This is a genomic window from Aquimarina macrocephali (assembly GCF_051627225.1).
Taxonomy (GTDB): Bacteria; Bacteroidota; Bacteroidia; order Flavobacteriales; family Flavobacteriaceae; genus Aquimarina; species Aquimarina macrocephali.
Genome location: NZ_CP151795.1, coordinates 1,390,663 through 1,410,729, shown reverse-complemented (window position 1 = coordinate 1,410,729; position 20,067 = coordinate 1,390,663). Strand labels below are relative to the sequence as shown.

Here is a 20,067-nt window from a genome sequence, read left to right as displayed (position 1 = left end):
AACCTATGCTTTTTCAACTTTAACAGCACATTTTTTATAATCAGGTTCTTTAGAAATTGGGCAGAAAGCATCCAAAGTAACGTCATTAATTAGCATGTTTTCATCGAAGAAAGGGACAAAGACCTGACCTTTGGTAGGTAATCCTCTTTTGTTTATCGATGCGGGTAATATACATGAACCTCTACGTGATGTTACTTTTATATTTTCGCCATCTCTAATTCCTAATGCTTTTGCATCTTCTGGGTGAAATTCTACATAGGCACTTGGCATCGCTTTATGTAATACAGGGATTCTACGTGTCATAGAACCTGTATGCCAATGCTCGATAACTCTTCCGGTATTTAACCAAAAAGGGTATGCTGCATCGGGAGATTCTGCTGCCGGTTCATAAGGACGTTGCCATATGACTGCTTTTCCGTCTGGTTTTCCATAAAAATGAAAATCTTCACCGTTAGAACAAGCCGGATCATATTTTGCATTAAAGCGCCATTGTGTAGATTTTCCGTTTACATAGGGCCATATTGCTCCGGATTCTTTCTTAAGAACTTCCAAAGGTGCCATTCCATGTTTTGCTCCTTCATGAAACTGTCTATATTCATTATAAATTTCTTCAACGTGGTTTTCTTCACTATACGGAAATAAATCACCATACCCCAAACGTTTAGCAACTTCAATTGTCATCCATGCATCTGGAGTTGTTTCTCCGGGACCATCTACCATTTTATCCCAATGTTGTGTTCTTCGTTCAGAGTTTCCATACAATCCGCTTTTTTCTATATGCCATGATGCTGGTAAAATTACATCAGCTACATCAGATGTTGGCGTAGGAAAAACATCAGAAACTACAACAAAACAAGAGTCTTTTTCCATACCTGGGCGATATCTACCTGTTTTTGGTAATGAAACCAGTGGATTAGTTACTTGCGTCCAAATAAATTTAATATCCCCACGATCAACAGCTCTAAACATTTCTGTAGCATGATATGTTGGTTTAGAAGGAATATTCTCATAAGGCACTTTCCATATTTTTGCTGCCAAGCGTCTATGTTTTTCATTCATTACAACTCCTTTAGGCAACTTATGAGTAAAAGTACCTACTTCTCTTGCAGTACCACAGGCAGATGGCTGCCCTGTTAATGAAAATGGTCCATTCCCTGGTTGTGAAATTTTTCCGGTAAGTAAATGAATGTTATAAACTAAGTTATTCATCCAGGTCCCTCTTGTATGTTGGTTCATCCCCATACACCAATAAGAAACCACCTTTTTATTTGGATCTCCGTATATAGAGGCTAAATATTTAATATCTTTTGCAGATACTTTTGAATACTTAGCTACCTTTTCTGGAGTATAATCGTTTAAGAATTTTTTATAAGCTTCAAAATCTATTTTTTGTGGTTTGTCTTTAAATTTGTAATTATCTTCCAGACCATATCCCATATTGGTTAGCCCTTTGCTAAAGTTGCAATGTTTTTCTACAAAAGATCTGTTTACCCATCCATTATTAATAATTTCATAACAAATTGCATTGGCAACGGCTAAGTCGGTTTGAGGCTCAAATAATATAGATTTATCAGATGCAGTACTAGAACGTGTTGTACGTGTAGCAAAATCAATAATCTTAGCACCTCTTCTGTTTTTTTGTTCGAGCATTCTGGAGAATAATACCGGGTGCATCTCTGCCATATTATTACCCCATGTAATGAAATAATCTGCATGGTCGATATCCTCATAACAGCCCATAGGTTCATCAGCACCAAAGGAGGTTAAAAAACCTGTTACTGCACTTGCCATACATAAACGGGCATTACAATCTAAGTTATTTGTACCGATTGCACCTTTCATTAATTTTGAAGCAACATATCCTTCCGGAATTGTGGATTGACCAGAAGTGTACATCGCTACACTATCTTTGCCATGCTTTTGAATAGTCTCCTTCATTTTATTGGCAACAATGTCCAAAGCTTCATTGATTGGAGTTTTAACGTACTGACCGTTTTTCTTTACCAATGCATGAGTTAATCTATCTTTTGATTGAATACACATGATTTGGTGGTATCCCTTTACACAAAGTAGTCCTTTATTAACACTACTCTTAGGATCTCCTTTTACGGCTACGGCTTTTCCGTTTTCGGTTCCTATAAGCACTCCGCATCCTACACCACAAAATCTACATGGAGCCTTTTTCCAATCGATATCACCGCTTGGCAATCCTTTTTCCTGTTCGTCTGCAAATAAGATTCCCGGAAACATAGTTGCTGCAGCAGTCATCGCAGACAACATAGCCATCTTTTTTATGAATTTTCTTCTGTTAGTGAGAGAGGTATACATAATACTAATTGTTTTGTGGTGTATTAAATCCAGAAACCATAGCTAATAGTTTTAGGCTTTCTATAGTGTCTAGTTTTTCTTTTAGAATAGCTTCTTCATTTTCATTTTCAGTTTCTGTAATTAAGATGAGTACATCCTTATTATTGGCTGGCATGACTTCACAGTGCTCTAGTGAAGATAGTGCATTGATAAGTTCATTTTTTTCTCCTTTTTTCGGATGTGCTAAATAACTCTTAATTGGCATAGTTTTATTATTTATTGGTTGTAAATAGAGTTGGTTTAATTGTCACCATGACCCATCCCCAATTATTGGTATTGCCATCAAAATTGTTTTTCAGTATCTCCATTCCGTCTGAAGCAAAGAGATGAGAATATCCAGCTTTGATGTTTACATTCTTTTGTAAATTATATGAAAACACAAGATCTATTTCTGTACCCAGTTGTTTAGAGTCATCTGTAGGCAAATCTGCTGCAGCCATAAAATTATGTGCAGCTACATTTAATGTAGATTTTTGACTGAATTTTACATTAGCTTTTAGATACAAGTCGATTAGTCCAACATTTCCGATATGATTTCCAACATAGAAATAATCCATTAATCCATTAAACTTGTGATTGGTACCATAAAAAGGAGTAAAGGCTTCATTATCTCCATTAGCAGGTGCTCCATTATCGTTACCACTTTGTAGTTCTCCACCAAGTAATACTTTCCATTGTTCTGATAATTTATAGTCTGCCTCTAGACCTAATAAATATGCACTTAGGTCATTATCACCCAGATCATTTCCAAATTGATAATAAAGATTAGATACAAGGCCAAATTTTCCTTTTTTGTATTTTAAATGAGTTCCTACAGTTTGACTATATCTGCTTTCATTATTATTAGAATTATCTGGATCTGTAAACTGTAATCCATTGTTAAGAAAAAGGAAGCTTCCCGAAAAACTCTCCCAATCTTTATGTAACCATAGGTATTGAATACTTTTATACGTATTCGGTGTTGTAAGTGTATGTTCTGTTAGAGATTCTTCTCCCCGGTTAAATGCAAAACCTAGATCGAATTTGAAGCTGTCTTTATTATATTTTATAAGTGCAGCATCATGACTTCTGGCTTGCTGTGCCCAACCTACGTTCCCAAAAATACGCTGATCGTCATATGCAATTTCCTGACGTCCTAGTTTTAATGATATATTGGGATTAAAAAGAATTTCTCCCCAAGCTTGATGAAGACTAAAACCATTTTTGTCTGCTGTATTGAGTTGGGGTACATCTCCCCAGACTCTTACATCTTGCAGACTTAAATAAAAGTTTAATTTTTCCATTTTATATCCAGCATTTAATCGTGTGCGCTGAGATACAAATGTTGCGGGGTCTGCATCATCTGGGAAAAGAGTTTTAAATCCATGTCTGTACTCGAATCGAGGTCGTACTTCGGCATCGATTTTTAATTGAGCATTAATATTTGTGATGAATAATGTGAAAAAAAAGAGAGTACTAAGTTTAACGAGTTTCATAGTAAGATTTGATTATAAATTAACTCCGGTAAATATTGGTTCATTAATTATTGCGTGCAATGATATCAATCAGGTTTAATATTTTTAATGTAAAAATTGACTAAATAAAAGGCGCAAAATCAATCATCATTCTCATTTTTTAATAATACTCTGAGTAAGCTATTTATTTTTCTCAGATTATAAAATAAACAAATAGTTAGATGTCTTTTTTCACCTTATAATATACGGATAAAACTATTCTCTAATGGGATCTTAAAGCATGATAATTATCATAAAGCCAATATATTAATTGAATCTAAATAAGAATAGAATTCAGGAATAAACCCTTCTCTTTTTTGAAGACAGACCTAATGTACAGTGAACTAAACTCATATGTGAAAAAAATGTTAATTACGGATGGTTTTATGTAAATAATATCTTGTTAGGAAAAATCAGTTTTAGTAATGGATATTTACTAAAATAATTATCAAGTAATCAAAATTTTTAGAAATTAGAGTGAAACCCTCGGGAGTTTATATTTCTAATATAATTATGATGAATGAATATTATTATCTATTCATGAGTGTATCCTGTATCCTTGAGCCAGTTATAATCTGGCAGAAGTTTATATGTTATGGTGCGAGTATGCTTTTCTATCTGATTATGTTCTATAAATTCAAATCTATTGGGCTTAATCATATATCCTCCCCAATGCTCTGGTCTTGGAATAGTCTGATTTTTGAATTTGGTTTCGTAGTGTTTTAATTGATTTTCGAGCACTTTTCGTGAAGAAACTACTTTACTTTGATCAGAAGCCCAAGCTCCTAATTTACTGCCTTCTGGTCGTGATTCGAAATACCCTTCAGATAAGTTTTCGGCAATTTTTTCTGCTGTTCCCGAAATTAAGACTTTCTTTTTTGCTGCTGTCCAATTAAAAGCAATAGAAACCTTGTTGTTTTGTGCTATGGCCTTTCCTTTTTCACTATTATAATTTGTGAAAAAGATAAAACCCTCCCAGGTGAAGCGTTTTAATAATACAATTCTACTTTTGGGAAAACCATCTACGCCGATGGTGGAGAGTAACATTGCATTAGCTTCATCCTCGGGATGAGCTTTATCTACCTCATGAAACCATTGTTGAAAATGTTGGGTTGGGTTATGGTCATCAGAAGTATTCATCATTATTTTGATTTTAATTTTCTTCCAGACCAGTTTGTAAGCACAGTAACATATGCAACAATTGAGATAGAACTTAATGGCATTAGTATTGCTGCTATCACAGGAGAAAGTTGACCGGTAACAGCAAAATACAGGCCTATAATATTGTATAAAAACGATAGGGCAAAACTTGATTTAATAATTGTAATCGCTTTTTTAGATATGTTAAGATAAGAGGATATGGTATCAAATTTTGAAGCATCAAGAATTGCATCACAGGCTGGAGAAAACACATTTACATTTTCTGAAACAGCAATACCTACATCACTTTGGGCTAAAGCTCCTGCATCGTTTAATCCATCACCAACCATGATAACATTTTGATCGTGCTTCTGTAGTGATTTAATATAATTTAATTTATCATCTGGTTTTTGATCAAAAAATAAAGACGTGTTTTCTGGGAGTAATTGTTTTAAATATTCTTTTTCTCCTTCATTATCACCTGATAAAATAGCGAGTTTATAATCCTTATATAATTGATTAAATACCTTTTTTACTCCTTTTCTATATTGATTGTGAAAAATGTAACGACCTTTATATTGTTCATTTGTACTAATATGAACTGCAGTATTTATGATTTCAGGATTGATGTTATTTCCCACAAAATTTGCTGATCCTATCTTGATAGTATCTTCCTTTAATTTACCTTCAATTCCTTTTCCAATATGTTCATGATATTCGTCTAAGGTTAGAATATCGTGTTCTGCTAATATATCATAAAGTGTTCTGCTAAGTGGATGATTTGATGCCCGTAAGGTGTTTTTAAGCAGGGATTCTTCCTCTGGCGTTAGTATCATTCCTTCATAAGTAACTTCGCTTGTAATTGTGGTAGTTATGGTACCAGTTTTGTCAAAAATCATGGTATCTACTCTGGCTAATCGTTCTATAACATCTGCATTTTTGAGATAGAATTTGGTTTTTCCGAAGATGCGAAGGATGTTACCCAAGGCAAAAGGTCTTGCTAAAGCTAATGCACAAGGGCAAGCAATAATAAGTACTGCGGTGAATACTTGTGCTGCTTTTGAGGGATCAACAAATAGCCAAAAAGAAGTAGCGAGTACAGCGATACATAAGATTGTAATGGTAAAATATTTACTTATCGTATCGGTAAGATTAGTAAATGAAGCAGTTTTATCTTTATTAAACACATCATTACTCCATAATTGTGTAAGATAGCTTTGTTCTACAGATTTTAAAACTTCAATTTCTATAGCTCCATAAAGTTGTCTGCCTCCTGCAAAAAGTGTATCACCTGATTGCTTAGTGACCGATTCACTTTCACCAGTTACAAAGCTATAGTCAATTTGGGCATCGCCTTCGATAAGAATTGCATCTACCGGAATTAACTCTCCATTTCTGATCAATAGTCGATCTCCTTTTTTAATATCATAGACTTGTATATTCTCTTCTTTTCTTTCTTTTTTGTGTTTTGCAACAGCAATTTTTGTTACTGCAATGGGGAAATAAGATTTATAATCTCTTTCGAAGGATAAAAAAGAATAGGTTTTTTGCTGGAAGAATTTTCCTAGTAACAGAAAAAATACCAGTCCGGTAAGGCTATCAAAAAAACCGGTTCCCCAATCAAAAATAATCTCTGTAGTACTTCTTAGAAAAAGAACCAGAATCCCTAAAGCAATCGGAATATCTATATTTAATATTTTGGATCGTAATCCCTTGTAGGCAGAAATAAAGTAATCCTGAGCAGCATAAAAAACTACGGGTAATGAAAAAGCAAACATCAACCAACGGAAAAGGTGTTTGTATTGTTCTAACCAGTATTCTGATACTTCAAAATATTCTGGAAACGATAAGAACATCACATTTCCAAAAGCAAAACCTGCAATACCAAGTTTATAAATCAAGCTTCGATTTATTTGTGTCTTCCCTGTGGTGTAGTCATCCAAACTAATATAGGGTTCATAGCCTATAGAATTAAGTAAAATGACCACTGTTTTAAGTGAAATACGATCACTATTAAAAGTAATACGAACTGTTTTTTTAGGGAAATTAACTTGAGATGCTGTAATTGCTGGTTGAAGCTTATGTAGGTTTTCTAATATCCAAATACAGGAACTACAATGCATATGCGGAATATACAGTGTGATGATCTGAGTGTTACCATCATTAAATTCTATTAATTTTTCAGCAATAGAAGCAGTATCGAGATAATCGTATTTTCCTTGAATTTCTTCAGGAATGGCGCCAGGAGCAGATTGTAAATCATAATAACAGGATAAATCATGAGTCGAAAAAATTTCAAATACAGTTTTGCACCCATTACAGCAGAATGTTTTTTGATCAAATTTGATTACCGTTTTACTGCAATCATCTCCACAGTGAAAACAAGTATGCTCTGACATAGAATTTATTTGCTACAAATATGAAAAAGTAAGCCTTTATATAATATGATAAATGTCATGATTATTCAACTGATAAAAATCATAGTTTAGGTAGTTGTAATTATCTAGTTTTGAGTGTAACATATCAAAAAAAAGTAAGCGATGAGGAAAATATTGATTCCCACAGATTTTTCAGAAAATGCCATGAATGCTTTACGATATGCTGTTGAATTTTTTAAATATGAACGGTGCGATTTTTTTATTCTACATGCTTATGCCGATGAGGTATACAATCATAATACTTTGGTTTCCCGTAAAATTTTTAATGAGCTAAAAGAAAAAATACATAAAAACTCTGATTTGGCCCTAGAGAAGGTGTTTTCAGAAATAAAAAGTATTTCACCTAATCCTCAACATGAGTTTAAATTACTACCGATGTTTGGAAGTTTAATTGATGAGGCTAATGACTTAGTTGATAAAGAAAATATAGATATTCTGGTTATGGGTACACGAGGAGAAACTGATGATCGAAAACTTACTTTTGGAAGCAATACCTTACAAGTGCTTAAATATGTAAAATGCCCTTTGTTGGTAATCCCAAGTGATTGTAGTTATAATCCGCCAAAAAATATTTTATTTCCTACAAATTATCAATTACCATTTAAACGAAGAGAACTAAAATTGTTTAGTACATTAACTAAAAGTTTTAGATCTGTTATTAATTTTTTATATATATCTGATTTTGAGAAGCTTTCTATCAGGCAAGAAGATAATAAGTATTTCTTAAAAGAATCATTATCTCATGCAGAATTGAAATTTCATCAAGAGGCAGCAGAAGACCTTACCCATGCTATAAACCTATTTATTAAGAGTAATGAAATAGACTTTTTGGTAATGGTAAATTCAAGGCGTTCTTATTTAGAAAACCTTTTAGATCAATCTACAATTGATAAAATAGGATTACGTATTAAGATTCCTTTTTTAGCGATGCAAAATTTACAACGATATTAAAATCATATAGAGATGAAACGAATTTTATTACCCACCGATTTCTCTGATAACGCATTTAATGCGATCAAATATGCATTGAATCTATTTAGAGATGAAGAAACTACTTTTTATTTACTCAATACATTTACACCTGTATCGTATCACACTGGATATCTTATAGAGAACCCTGCACCGTATGGCATGGAAGATATTGCAATGATAAATTCTAAACGTGATATAGAGCAAACAGAAGAAAAAATAAAAGAAGAGTTTGAGAATCCAAAACACAATTTTGTTAGATTATCAACTTTTAATACTCTTATAGGTGAGATTAAGGAGGTTGTTGAAAAGTATAATATTGATCTTATAGTAATGGGTACTAAAGGAGCTACAGGTGCCAAAGAAGTCTTTATTGGTACACATACTATGTATACAATAAAAAAAGTGAATTGCCCGGTTATTGCAGTTCCTTCTGGTTTTGAATTTGAAAAACCTAAAGATGTTTTATTTCCAACAGATTATAATCTGAGTATGGATAATAAATATTTGCCTTTGGTAAAAGAAATTTGTGATAAAAATATTTGCAGACTCAATATCTTAAATGCTTATTATGGAGTTACTTTAGGAACCGAACAGCAAAAGATTAAGGAGGGATTAGACAAGTATTTTAAAGATAATGCTCATATTTTTCACATCGCCGAAGGAATGGATGTGCTAGAAGCTGTAGAAGATTTCCAGAAAAAGTACAAAATCGATTTATTGATCATGATTCACAATAAACACTCTTTCTTTGAAAATCTATTATTCAAACCGGTAATTAACCAAGTAGCCTATCATACTAATATCCCTTTTTTGGTAATTCCTTCTAAAGAAAGGATAGAGTAATAATTAATTATAGACCTCATAGGTCTAATAAATATAGACAAATGAAACAAATTCTAATCCCTACAGATTTTTCTGACAATGCATGGAATACTATATTGTATGCTATAGAATTATATAGAAATGTTCCCTGTGAGTTTTATTTGTTAAACACTTATGATCTTGAACCAGTACAACTTATAAGTATTGTAAGTTCTCAACGTGTTGGACATCTTTATGAAGCGGTTAAGGTAGAATCTGAGCGAGGATTACTAATGACAATGGAGGATATCAATAACTCTAAACCAGGATTGAATCATACCTTTAAAACCATAAGTAAAAAAGGATCTTTGGTACAAAACATAAACACACTTTCAGAAAATAATTCTTTTGATATGATCATTATTGGTACCAAAGGAGCAACCGGGAGTAAAAATCTTTTTTTAGGAAGTACTACACAAAAAGTAGTTAAGAATGTATCACATTGTCCAATTCTCATCATTCCTGATGATTCCTATTTTAAAGAAATTTCGGCAATAGCTTTTGCAACAGATTTTGAACGAATGTATCATAAGGCTGAGGTAACTCCAATACTAGAATTTGCCAAAAATCAGAATGCGACTGTTAGGATGATTCATATATATGATAAACCTAACTTAGGTCCTTTACAACATTATAATTCTAGCTCATTAGAACACTATTTTAAACGTGTAAAATATGATTTTCATGTTATGCCAGATTTTTCAACAGTAGAGCATGCTATCCAGGAATTCATTGAAGAACTAGAAATTGATATTCTGGTAATGATTAATTACGAACACAGTTTTGTAGAAAGAATAATAAAAGAACCAATTATCAAAAAAATGACATTTAATACTGTAATCCCTTTTTTAGTGATCCCTGCTGATACTGCTATTTGAGAGTTTATATAGACATGAGATTTGTCATAGTATTCCTAGTATTATAAAGCTAGTTTTATAATATAATTAGTAAAACTGAAAAGCGATGAAAAGAATACTTGTTCCCACGGATTTTTCTAATAACGCCTATGGTGCCCTTTTTTATGTCACCCGTTTATTTCAAGATCAGGAGTGTAAATTCTATATTTTGAATACTTTTGATGTAGATACTTCTGTTTTAACCAGCAGAATTAATACTACCAAAGGAGATTTGTTATATCAGGAATTAAGTAATGAGTCGCAGGAAAAACTTACCGAAACACTTCATTCTATAGTTAGAGATACAGAAGATTTTAAGCATACGTTTGAAACTATTTCGGTTTCCAAAAAACTCACCGATACCATTAACAAAACAATAAAGAGTAAAAACATTGATCTTGTAGTTATGGGGACTAAGGGAGCTAGTGGTGTTAAAGAAGTTCTTATAGGAAGTAATACCGTTAAAGCCATCAAAAATATTAAGGATTGTGCGATACTGGCGGTACCAGATGAATTTGATTTTAAAAAACCTACAGAGATTGCTTTTGCAACAGATTTTAAATGTCTTTATAGTATAGAATCTTTAAAACCTCTTCTGGAGATTGTTACCGTATTTTCTTCAAATATTAGAGTAATGCATATCCATGAAGAAGAGAAATTAGACGAAATACAAGAACATAATCTTAAGAGTCTTAAAGAAAATTTCAAAGACTATAATTATTGTATTCATTGGATTCCTCGATTTACTCAAAAAGCCAAACTTATAAATGAATTTATTGATGATATGAATATTGATATGTTATGTATGTCACAATACAAACATAGTCTTATAGAAAGCATTACACACGAACCTGTTATTAAAAAAATAGGATTTCATACGCCTATTCCTTTCTTGGTTATTCCTGAGTAAAGCTGATAATTATCATAGTTTTTGTAAGGCTATATCCATAAATTGATAAGACTAATCCTAAAAGACCTAAGTGATGAAAAAAAAGATTTTATTACCCACGGATTTTTCAAAAAACGCGTGGAATGCTATACTATATGCTATAGAATTATATAAAAACGAAACATGTGATTTTTACGTACTTAATGTGTTTAATGCAACAGGTTATGCATTAGAAAGTATGATGATTCCCGAACCAGGAGAACGACTTTATGAAGAGGCTAAAGAGAAATCAGAAAAAGGCTTAAGTAAAATCGAGGAAAGGTTAAGTTTTAGAGATGATAACCCTAATCATAAATTTTTTATGATATCTGAATTCAATACTGTATTGAGTGCTATCAAAGATACTGTAGAGAAAAAGGATATAGAGATGATCGTTATGGGAACCAAAGGGACTACTAATGCTGGGGATTTGATTTATGGTAGTAATACAGTTTTGGTGATGGAAAAAGTAAGAAATTGCCCTGTTATGGCTATCCCAGAGGATGCTAATTATAAGGAACCAAAAGAAATTGTGTTTCCAACCGATTATAAAACTCATGTCAAACGTAGAGAATTGCAATATCTTATTGAAATAGCAAGGATCACTAATGCGGAAATTAAAATTCTTCATATAACTAACGATGATACCTTAGAAGAAGAACAAGAGAACAATAAAAAACTACTCATAGAATACCTTGATGGTTTACAATACAGTTTTCATACACTGCATAATATAGATGTAAAAGGAGGACTTAGCAGTTTTGTTGAAAGTAGAGGAAGTGATATGATTACTTTTATTAATAGAAAACATAGTTTTTTTGGAAGTATATTTTCAAAACCAATGGTAAAAAGTTTGGGGCATCATTCTAAAGTCCCTGTATTAGCACTGCATGATTTAACAAATTAGGTAAGTATGGGTATCCGGTTTGTCGTTTTAATAATCTTTATAACTACTTACTGGGTACTCTTTTGTAATCGTAGAACATAAAATAGATTTAAAAATATGAAACATATAGGAATCTGGATAGATAAAGAAAAGGCTCATGTCATTTTGGTAAAAGAGGATAATGAGGATATGACAACTATAGTATCAGGAATAGAGAATTTTCGCATACATGGTGGTTCTGGTACACGATTTAAAGGCGGACCACAGGATGTGGTTCAGGATAGTAAATATCTGGAGCGCGAAAAACACCAGTTTAAGGCTTATTTTAAGAACGTAGCTTCTCATATAAAAGATGCAGATAAGATCGTAATTTACGGACCTGCAGAAACAGGAGAAAAATTCAGTAAAGAATTAGAGATAAACTATAAAGAAATAAGTAAAAAGGTAAAGGATGTTATCAAAGCAGATAGTATGACCGATAATCAAACCAAAGCTTTGGTAAGATCATATTTCAAAAAAGATCAGCAGCGTATTCATTAAGGTGTTTAGTTGTATTTCATATTTAAATAATTTTAATGCAAAACCAGAATTTTGATGTTATAAAATCTTCTGGAGAAAAAGTTAAATTTTCACTCCAGAAACTTCGTAATTCCTTAAAACGAAGTGGTGCAGATGATAGAGCAATAGAACATATTCTGGGAATTGTTAGAGACGAATTATATCAGGGTATTTCTACCAGAGAAATTTATAATCGTGCTTTCGCATTACTTAAAAAGAAGAAATCTGTTTTTGCTTCAAAATATAAGCTAAAAAAAGCGATTTATGAGTTGGGGCCAACGGGTTTTCCTTTTGAACGTTTTGTCGCATCTATATTACAATATTCTGGATATCAGGTAGAAGTGGGGCAGATCATTAAAGGTATGTGTGTCTCTCATGAGGTTGATGTAGTGGCCAGAAAAAATAGTGATTACCTTGTTATAGAATGTAAGTTTCATAGCGAAGAGGGGCGTAACTGTAATGTAAAAGTCCCTTTATATATCCATTCCCGATTTAGAGATATTGAAGCTCATCATGAACATAGCGGGAAGATGATTCCTAATGAAGGTTGGGTAGTGACCAACACACGTTTTACAAAAGACGCAATTCAATATGGCAAGTGTGCAGGATTGTATTTATTAAGTTGGGATTACCCTAAAGAGAATAGCCTTAAAGACAGGATTGATCGTTTAGGGCTATATCCGATAACAGTGTCTACACTTTTAACAAATCGTGAAAAGCAATTTTTATTAAGCCGAAATATTGTTTTAGCAAAACAATTGATAGAACAGATTTTTTTTCTGGATCATTTAGGTATTTCTGAAAAACGAAAACAAAATATTATGAATGAAATCAAAATGCTATGTACAGCATAAAATAGAATCTTATGCCATCAATTAAAATTCACTTTTTGGGAGCTGCCGGGGTTGTTACTGGGTCTAAATTTTATATAGAAACTCCTCAAAAAAACATATTGATTGACTGCGGTATGTTTCAAGGAATAAAAGAATTGCGAGAATTAAACTGGCAAGATTTACCTATCGATGCTTCTTCGATTGATATTATACTGCTTACTCATGGGCATTTGGATCATACAGGTTATTTGCCAAGATTAATTAAGCAAGGGTTTGCAGGAGATATTGTAGCTACAGCACCTACATTGGCAATTACAGAAATCATTTTAAGAGATAGTGCAAAGATACACGAAGAAGAAGCCGAAAAAGCTAACAAAGAAGGATATTCTAAACATCACCCTGCGTTACCTTTTTATACCAAGAATGATGTAGAGAAAACAATTAAATGTTTTAAAAGAGAGGAGAAAGATACCTGGATCTCGTTATCTAAGGATATACAATTTAGATTCAGATATAATGGACATATTATTGGGTCTACTTTTATCGAGTTAAATCTTTATGGAAAGATATTGGTGTTTTCTGGAGACTTGGGAAGAACAGATGATGTATTACTTTATGCTCCAGAAAAACCAGATTGGGCAGATTTTCTTTTTATAGAAAGTACTTATGGTAATAAGTTGCACCCTCGTGAAGTTGTTGAAGAAAAACTCATCACTTTGATTAATGATACATTGTATAACAGAGGGATTTTGATAATTCCTTCATTTGCAGTAGAAAGATTACAAGCTTTGATGTATATACTTTGGAAACTATATCAAAAAAACCGCATACCAAACCTTCCTGTTTATGTAGATAGCCCCATGGGGAATAATGTGCTTTCTGTTTTTGAAAGCTTTCCCGGCTGGCATAAATTACCAATGAATGAATATCATGCGATCTGCAACCATATTAATATTGTGATGTCTTACAAAGAGACCTGGGAGGTTATCGATAATCCTCATCCAAAAATTGTTATTGCAGGCAGCGGAATGGTAACAGGAGGTAGAGTACTTACATATTTACAACAACATATAGATATTGATAATACTTCTATAGTACTAGTAGGTTTCCAGGCAGAAGGAACCCGTGGCAGGCAATTGCAAGAAGGAGCTCATGAGGTTAAACTATTTGGTAAATATTACCCGGTAAAAGCAAAGATTCATAATATAGAGAGCCTATCGGCTCATGCAGATCAGAAAGAATTATTAAACTGGATGAGTGAGATTAAAAATATACCCGAAAAAGTTTTTCTGGTTCATGGCGAAGCTACTGCTGCAGACACATTACGAGTAAAAATACAAGATACATACCACTGGAAAGTTCATATCCCTAAGCTATATGAGGTTATAGAGATTTTGGTTTGATTTTTTATGATAAATAAAACTTGTGCAAGGAATAAGAAACTTAGTTCTTCTTAAACTACTGATATGAAAGAAATAATAACATACGGTTCTTATGCTCCAAGTAGTCATAATGCCCAAATGTGGACTGTTGAGATACCAAAAAATAATGAGATTAAAGTGTACCCTAATTATGATAGAGTATTACCATTTGTTGATCCAAATAATAGAGAAACATGGATTTCAATAGGAGCATTTATAGAAAATTGTGTGTTATCTGCACAAGATTTAGGATATAGTTCAACTGTAACGATTAATGATGTTGAAATAATCCTTAATCTTCAACAAGATCATAATTTGGTAAAAACAAATCGAAATATTGAGCTGATAAAGAAACGTTTAACAATTAGGAAACCATATTTAGAAAAAAAAATAGACGATACAACAATAACAAAATTGATCAGCCCATCAGATGCTATCTTGTACTTTCCAATAGAAAATAAAGAAACCAAAAAAATCATTGATTATTCTTTAAATGCGTATAGTTTTCAAATGAAAGATACTAGTAAGCTTAGAGAATTGGCAAAATGGATGACTTTTTCTTATAAAGAAGAAAAACAGAGAAAAGATGGAATAACACCTGAAGCATTAGAAATAAAAGGAATTAAACGTTTTTTATTCAATCTTTTTTTTACGAAAAAATCAGTCACAGGAAAAACATTTATAAAAAGCTCTATTAAGAGTGCAAGAGAACAACTAAATTCTTGTTCAGGATATATTTTGATCACATCTGATTCTTATAGTAAAGCCGAATTGATAAAAACAGGAAGATTATTAGAACGAGTTTGGTTAGAATGTATACATAACCAAATTGCGGTTCACCCTATGAGTCAAGTATTAGAAGAAAAAGAATATTATGATTTATTAAAGACATCATTAAAGATAGACAAAGAAATACAAATGCTTTTACGAATAGGAAAAGTAAAAGAATACCCAGAAAGGATACGAAAAAGATTAGATATTAAAGATATTATTACATCTTGTAAACTACTTCCTTGTTAAAACCCACAAAACCTGATAATTATCACTTTTTATTTTATAGAGGTTAAGTACCTTTTTGGTAAGCTTTAAAAACCTGGAAAAAATGATGGCAGCAACAGATAATACGTCAGATAAAGAACTAAAAGAGATCCATTTTGATATTCTAAAATGGAAATCAAGTCTTCGATTTATAGAAGGTGAAATACTTTTTATCAATCAATTACTAAATTCTTATGTTTTTGAACCTACTACTCCAAACCTTTTTGAACGTTTGCAAGAGTTTAAAGAGCAAATTGAAGTACTAGAAAAAGAAATACAAAATATAAATCAAGGTATAAGAACACACGAAAGTGAATTGGGGGGCATGTTAGAATGTGATACTATTTCTTGCGACAATTTTTATTATAAAAATCATATTTTGGTAAGGTGTACGTTTGATGATTTCTATAAAAATTTCAGCAGATTAAAGTCCGAAGTTTTTCTTTACGCAGGTGGGGTTTTAAAAAAGAATAAGAAGTAAAGTTAAAGCTAGGTTAAAAACCTAATAAACTGATAATTATCATTTTGATAAACCTGTTGTGAACTTAACTTTAGGGTAATAATAACTCTAATAAACCTTAACGTTATGTCATTAATTAAATTTAACAAAAACAGATTTCCTTGGATCAATGACCGTGTTTCTGCATGGTTAGATACTGATGATTTTTTTGCAGACGATTTTTTCGTGAAAGACAGAAAACCTCCCGCAATGAACGTCAAAGAAAACAAGGATGATTTTGAAATTGAACTCGCGGTTCCTGGTTTTTCAAAAAAAGATATTGAAGTAACTATGGAAGATGATGTATTACACATTTGTGCTCAAAAAAGTAAAGAAGAAGTAGAAGAGGATAAGGGGTATACACGTAAAGAATTTAGTTACAATGAATTCGACAGAAAATTACAATTACCTACCAGTGTAAACCAAAATGAAAAGGTTAAAGCTACATACGAAAATGGGGTACTAACACTTAATCTCATAAAAAGAGAAGAAGCAAAAGAACAACCCAAAAAAGTAATTGAAATAGATTAACCTCTAACAGAAAGACAGAGAATAGATTTAGGGATATTATTCTCTGTCTCTTCTAATGTATTAATCTGGATCACCACGTTCCTTAATCAAGGACGATAAAAGCCTAAAATAATAACCATGAAATCATGAAAGCAAAACAACCAAGGGTGAAATATGTAGAATGGCACAGTCCAGAAGAGTTACATGAGATTTCTTTAAACTGGGTATCAGAACTTAAGTTTATCAAAGATGAACAACACTTTTTAGATGAACTTATCGAAAATCATACACTACAACTAATTTCAAAAAAAACTTTTGAAAAGAGTAAAAACATACTGCAAGAATTATCACTTAGCAGAAAGGGTATTGACCCATTGTTAAAAAAAATAATTAATCACCATAATGAACTTACCATATTGTTAGATGGAGTTGATCAACCTATCAAAGAAAAACAATACAAAGAGGATCATTGGGCGTTAACAATTGAGGTAAGTACATATCTCAACAGGTATAAAGAAATAAAAAGAAAAGTTTTTGATTTGATAAAGGCTATAATAAAAGAAAGCAAACAAAAACGTCTGTTGCGTTAATCAGGTATAATGAACATAAAAAAACAATCAATTATAAGCAGATGAACCGTATACTAAAAATCATAGTATTTTCTGTTTTGATACTCTTTTCCGGGTTTTGGGTGTGGTATGAGTATACCTATTCTATGGATACTGTAATCCCTTTTGAAGTTAATGATTCTAACCTGGAAACTAAGGTTTTGATAGCTTCACAAGGAAGCAGGTTTAAGGATTCCTTGGTCCAGAATATCCTTAAGCATTATCAAAATGATTCGGTTTATTTTAAGGTAATAGATGTGTATACCATGTTTACTGTAAATATTGATAAGTGGGATGCTTTGGTTATTATTAACTCTTGGGAATATGGGAGTCCACCCAGAAATGTGAAAAAGTTTATTAAAAATCACCCGGATCAATTAGATAAACTCATTATTCTTTCCACAGTAGGGAGTAGTAATATAGCTTTAGAAGATATTGATGTAATATCTGGAGAATCTGTTATCGAAAAAACATCAGAATATACCAATATAGTAGTAGAACGATTGGATAAAATTATAAAACCGCAGACCTTAAATAAATTTTAATAACGTAAACCTAGAAAATATGAACAAGTTATATATATGTCTTTTATTAATTAGTGGGTTGTTGTACGGTTGCACGTCTAGTGAATTAGTCGAAAACTGGAAAAACCCTGATATTGATACGTTTGAAGCTCAAAAAGTTTTGGTTATTGGAATCACTCCGGATGAAAGTGCACGAAAAGTATTCGAAAAGAAATTGGCAAAAGAACTAAAAAAAAGCGGAGTTAATGCTGTAAAAAGTTTAGACTATTTCGAGAGTTCTTTTACAACTTCTCCAAAAACCGAAAAAGAAATGATGTCTCTTGAGTCTCAGCTTATAGAAAATGGTTTTGATGCAATCTTACTTTCCAAAGTATTAGGAGTCGAAGATAAGGTAACAGTGGTAAAAGCATATAGAAACCTAGATAAAACATTTGACAGTTTTAGAGATGACTACTATGAAAATCAGGATATATATTATGATGAAGATTATTATGAGGAATATCAAATTTTTCATGCAGAATCCTCACTGTATTGTATTTGCCCTGATAAAGAGAGAGAATTAATATGGAAAGGATCTATAGATATCACAGAACCCGAAAATATTAAAAAAGCTGTAAGTGATTATGTTAAAGTATTGGTTTGGGCGCTAAAGGGGCAACAATTATTAATTATTGAAGAACTTACTAATGAAGATATTGATATATAGTGCCAAGGACTTTGAAATTCCCTTTCTGGAAAAAGCAAATAATGACAAACATCAAATTAAATATGTACCAGAACGGCTTACTCCAAAAACTGTTGAGTTGGCGTTAGGTTTTGATGCGATATCTATTTTTTCTGCAGATAATGGATCTTCTATGGTTTTGGAAAGATTGAAAGATTTTGGAGTCAAATATATAGCACTTCGTTCTACAGGATATGACAATGTAAATATTAATACAGCTAAAAAATTAGGAATCAAAGTAGCTAATGCAGCGGGATATTCTCCGCAAACCATAGCAGAACATGCCATTGCATTATTGTTAGCTCTTAGCCGCAAACTCATACCTTCTAATCATCAGGTTAATACATATAATTTTTCGTTGAGTAATCTTGTAGGTTTTGATATCAATAAAAAAACTATTGGTATTATTGGAACCGGTAGAATAGGAAAAACAATTACCAGAATAATGCACGGGTTTAATTGTGAGATCATAGCCCATGATATTTATGAAGATAAAAAATTGGAAGAAGAGTATCAGGTGTTGTATATGGATCTTGAAAATTTATGCAGACAATCTGATATTATCTTTTTATGTATCCCGCTCAATACACAAACCCACTATCTTATAGATATCGATCGAATTCAGCATATGAAAAAGGAAGCGATACTTATTAATGTTGCACGGGGAGCATTAGTGCATACACAAGATCTATTGCAAGCTTTAATCTCAAAAAGAATTGCTGGATATGGAGCAGATGTTTATGAATATGAAAATGGAATCTTTTTTTACGATCATTCTGAAAATAAGCATGAAGATAAAACACTACAACAACTTATTGATTTACCCAATGTAATTCTTACTCCGCATCAGGCTTTTGCAACCAAAGAAGCTCTCACAACTATTGCAGAAACAACCTTTTATAATATCAATTGCTGGCAACAAAATAAGCCTGGTAAAAACGAATTGACCCCAGAGTTAGTGAGGTAATTTGTTTTTAACTATTCCGTATAGTAAAGTGCCCAATATAGAAGAGATAAGCACAATTAAAATTGGCAAATAACCAGCTCCCAAAAGAACAAACATAGGTCCAGGGCATGCCCCGGCAAGAGCCCATCCTAATCCAAATAGAATGCCTCCAAAGATATACCTTTTGAAACTCCTATCTTTAGGAACAAAAGTTATGGGGTCACCATAAAAGGACTTTATTTTAAATCTTTTTATAGTTTGAGTAATAATAATGCCTAATCCTACCGCAGATCCAATGATTCCGTACATATGAAAGGATCCGAACTGAAACATTTCATAGATTCTAAACCACGATGCAGCCTCTGATTTGAATAATACAATTCCGAAAAAAATACCAATACCTAAATATATAATTGAACGCATAT

Annotated in this window: 21 protein-coding genes; 15 read left to right on the top strand and 6 right to left on the bottom strand. The window is 32.3% G+C overall.

The features are described from left to right. Positions 1 to 3 precede the first annotated feature (3 nt). The 5 genes from AAFU52_RS06305 to AAFU52_RS06285 form a co-directional block, all read right to left on the bottom strand. Positions 4 to 2,328: a molybdopterin-dependent oxidoreductase gene (locus AAFU52_RS06305; protein WP_024768145.1), complete on the bottom strand. Its 2,325-nt coding sequence runs from the start codon at positions 2,326 to 2,328 to the stop codon at positions 4 to 6. Between the two features lie 4 nt (positions 2,329 to 2,332). Beyond that, positions 2,333 to 2,572 (bottom strand): hypothetical protein, encoded by a 240-nt coding sequence (locus tag AAFU52_RS06300; protein WP_024768144.1) that lies wholly within the window; start codon positions 2,570 to 2,572, stop codon positions 2,333 to 2,335. A gap of 7 nt (positions 2,573 to 2,579) precedes the next feature. Continuing rightward, positions 2,580 to 3,842: an alginate export family protein gene (locus tag AAFU52_RS06295; protein ID WP_438425882.1), complete on the bottom strand. Its 1,263-nt coding sequence runs from the start codon at positions 3,840 to 3,842 to the stop codon at positions 2,580 to 2,582. A gap of 552 nt (positions 3,843 to 4,394) precedes the next feature. Continuing rightward, a complete protein-coding gene (gene pdxH / locus AAFU52_RS06290; RefSeq protein ID WP_438425881.1) occupies positions 4,395 to 5,003 on the bottom strand; it encodes a pyridoxamine 5'-phosphate oxidase in 609 nt (202 codons plus the stop codon). Then, positions 5,003 to 7,399 (bottom strand): heavy metal translocating P-type ATPase, encoded by a 2,397-nt coding sequence (locus AAFU52_RS06285; protein ID WP_438425880.1) that lies wholly within the window; start codon positions 7,397 to 7,399, stop codon positions 5,003 to 5,005. Before AAFU52_RS06285 ends, pdxH begins: the two co-directional genes overlap by 1 nt. 141 nt (positions 7,400 to 7,540) lie before the next feature. On the opposite strand from AAFU52_RS06285, the gene AAFU52_RS06280 reads away from it, so the two are divergent. From AAFU52_RS06280 to AAFU52_RS06210, 15 genes are all read left to right on the top strand, one after another. Continuing rightward, positions 7,541 to 8,389, top strand: coding sequence for a universal stress protein (locus tag AAFU52_RS06280; RefSeq protein ID WP_438425879.1), 849 nt, complete (start codon positions 7,541 to 7,543; stop codon positions 8,387 to 8,389). 12 nt (positions 8,390 to 8,401) lie between these two features. After that, positions 8,402 to 9,253, top strand: coding sequence for a universal stress protein (locus AAFU52_RS06275; protein WP_024768139.1), 852 nt, complete (start codon positions 8,402 to 8,404; stop codon positions 9,251 to 9,253). Between the two features lie 41 nt (positions 9,254 to 9,294). Next, the gene (locus AAFU52_RS06270) at positions 9,295 to 10,149 is read left to right on the top strand and encodes a universal stress protein (protein ID WP_024768138.1); all 855 of its coding nucleotides are present in this window, start codon (positions 9,295 to 9,297) and stop codon (positions 10,147 to 10,149) included. An 85-nt stretch (positions 10,150 to 10,234) separates the two neighbouring features. After that, positions 10,235 to 11,077 carry a universal stress protein gene (locus tag AAFU52_RS06265; protein WP_024768137.1) on the top strand — a complete coding sequence of 281 codons (843 nt, stop codon included), beginning with the start codon at positions 10,235 to 10,237 and terminating at the stop codon, positions 11,075 to 11,077. A 73-nt stretch (positions 11,078 to 11,150) separates the two neighbouring features. Then, the gene (locus tag AAFU52_RS06260; RefSeq protein WP_438425878.1) at positions 11,151 to 12,002 is read left to right on the top strand and encodes a universal stress protein; all 852 of its coding nucleotides are present in this window, start codon (positions 11,151 to 11,153) and stop codon (positions 12,000 to 12,002) included. Between the two features lie 96 nt (positions 12,003 to 12,098). Then, entirely contained in the window at positions 12,099 to 12,521 is a 423-nt protein-coding gene (locus AAFU52_RS06255) for a hypothetical protein (protein ID WP_024768135.1), read from the top strand. 35 nt (positions 12,522 to 12,556) lie between these two features. After that, positions 12,557 to 13,393: a restriction endonuclease gene (locus AAFU52_RS06250; RefSeq protein WP_024768134.1), complete on the top strand. Its 837-nt coding sequence runs from the start codon at positions 12,557 to 12,559 to the stop codon at positions 13,391 to 13,393. An 11-nt stretch (positions 13,394 to 13,404) separates the two neighbouring features. After that, a complete protein-coding gene (locus AAFU52_RS06245) occupies positions 13,405 to 14,775 on the top strand; it encodes an MBL fold metallo-hydrolase RNA specificity domain-containing protein (protein WP_024768133.1) in 1,371 nt (456 codons plus the stop codon). A gap of 63 nt (positions 14,776 to 14,838) precedes the next feature. Beyond that, positions 14,839 to 15,813: an Acg family FMN-binding oxidoreductase gene (locus tag AAFU52_RS06240; protein ID WP_438425877.1), complete on the top strand. Its 975-nt coding sequence runs from the start codon at positions 14,839 to 14,841 to the stop codon at positions 15,811 to 15,813. 82 nt (positions 15,814 to 15,895) lie between these two features. Continuing rightward, positions 15,896 to 16,312: a hypothetical protein gene (locus AAFU52_RS06235; RefSeq protein WP_024768131.1), complete on the top strand. Its 417-nt coding sequence runs from the start codon at positions 15,896 to 15,898 to the stop codon at positions 16,310 to 16,312. Between the two features lie 105 nt (positions 16,313 to 16,417). Beyond that, the gene (locus tag AAFU52_RS06230; RefSeq protein WP_024768130.1) at positions 16,418 to 16,861 is read left to right on the top strand and encodes an Hsp20/alpha crystallin family protein; all 444 of its coding nucleotides are present in this window, start codon (positions 16,418 to 16,420) and stop codon (positions 16,859 to 16,861) included. 125 nt (positions 16,862 to 16,986) lie between these two features. Continuing rightward, complete coding sequence (locus tag AAFU52_RS06225; RefSeq protein WP_024768129.1) at positions 16,987 to 17,430, top strand: hypothetical protein; 444 nt, start codon at positions 16,987 to 16,989, stop codon at positions 17,428 to 17,430. A gap of 41 nt (positions 17,431 to 17,471) precedes the next feature. Beyond that, complete coding sequence (locus tag AAFU52_RS06220; RefSeq protein WP_438425876.1) at positions 17,472 to 17,993, top strand: hypothetical protein; 522 nt, start codon at positions 17,472 to 17,474, stop codon at positions 17,991 to 17,993. Between the two features lie 19 nt (positions 17,994 to 18,012). Beyond that, positions 18,013 to 18,678, top strand: a complete 666-nt coding sequence (locus tag AAFU52_RS06215) for a hypothetical protein (RefSeq protein WP_024768127.1) — start codon at positions 18,013 to 18,015, stop codon at positions 18,676 to 18,678. Continuing rightward, on the top strand, positions 18,659 to 19,663 hold the full coding sequence (locus tag AAFU52_RS06210) for an NAD(P)-dependent oxidoreductase (RefSeq protein WP_438425875.1): 1,005 nt from the start codon (positions 18,659 to 18,661) through the stop codon (positions 19,661 to 19,663). Before AAFU52_RS06215 ends, AAFU52_RS06210 begins: the two co-directional genes overlap by 20 nt. Here the strand turns inward: AAFU52_RS06210 and AAFU52_RS06205 are convergent. Next, the gene (locus AAFU52_RS06205) at positions 19,652 to 20,065 is read right to left on the bottom strand and encodes a DUF6691 family protein (protein ID WP_438425874.1); all 414 of its coding nucleotides are present in this window, start codon (positions 20,063 to 20,065) and stop codon (positions 19,652 to 19,654) included. The genes AAFU52_RS06210 and AAFU52_RS06205 overlap by 12 nt on opposite strands. Between the last annotated feature and the right edge of the window lie 2 nt (positions 20,066 to 20,067).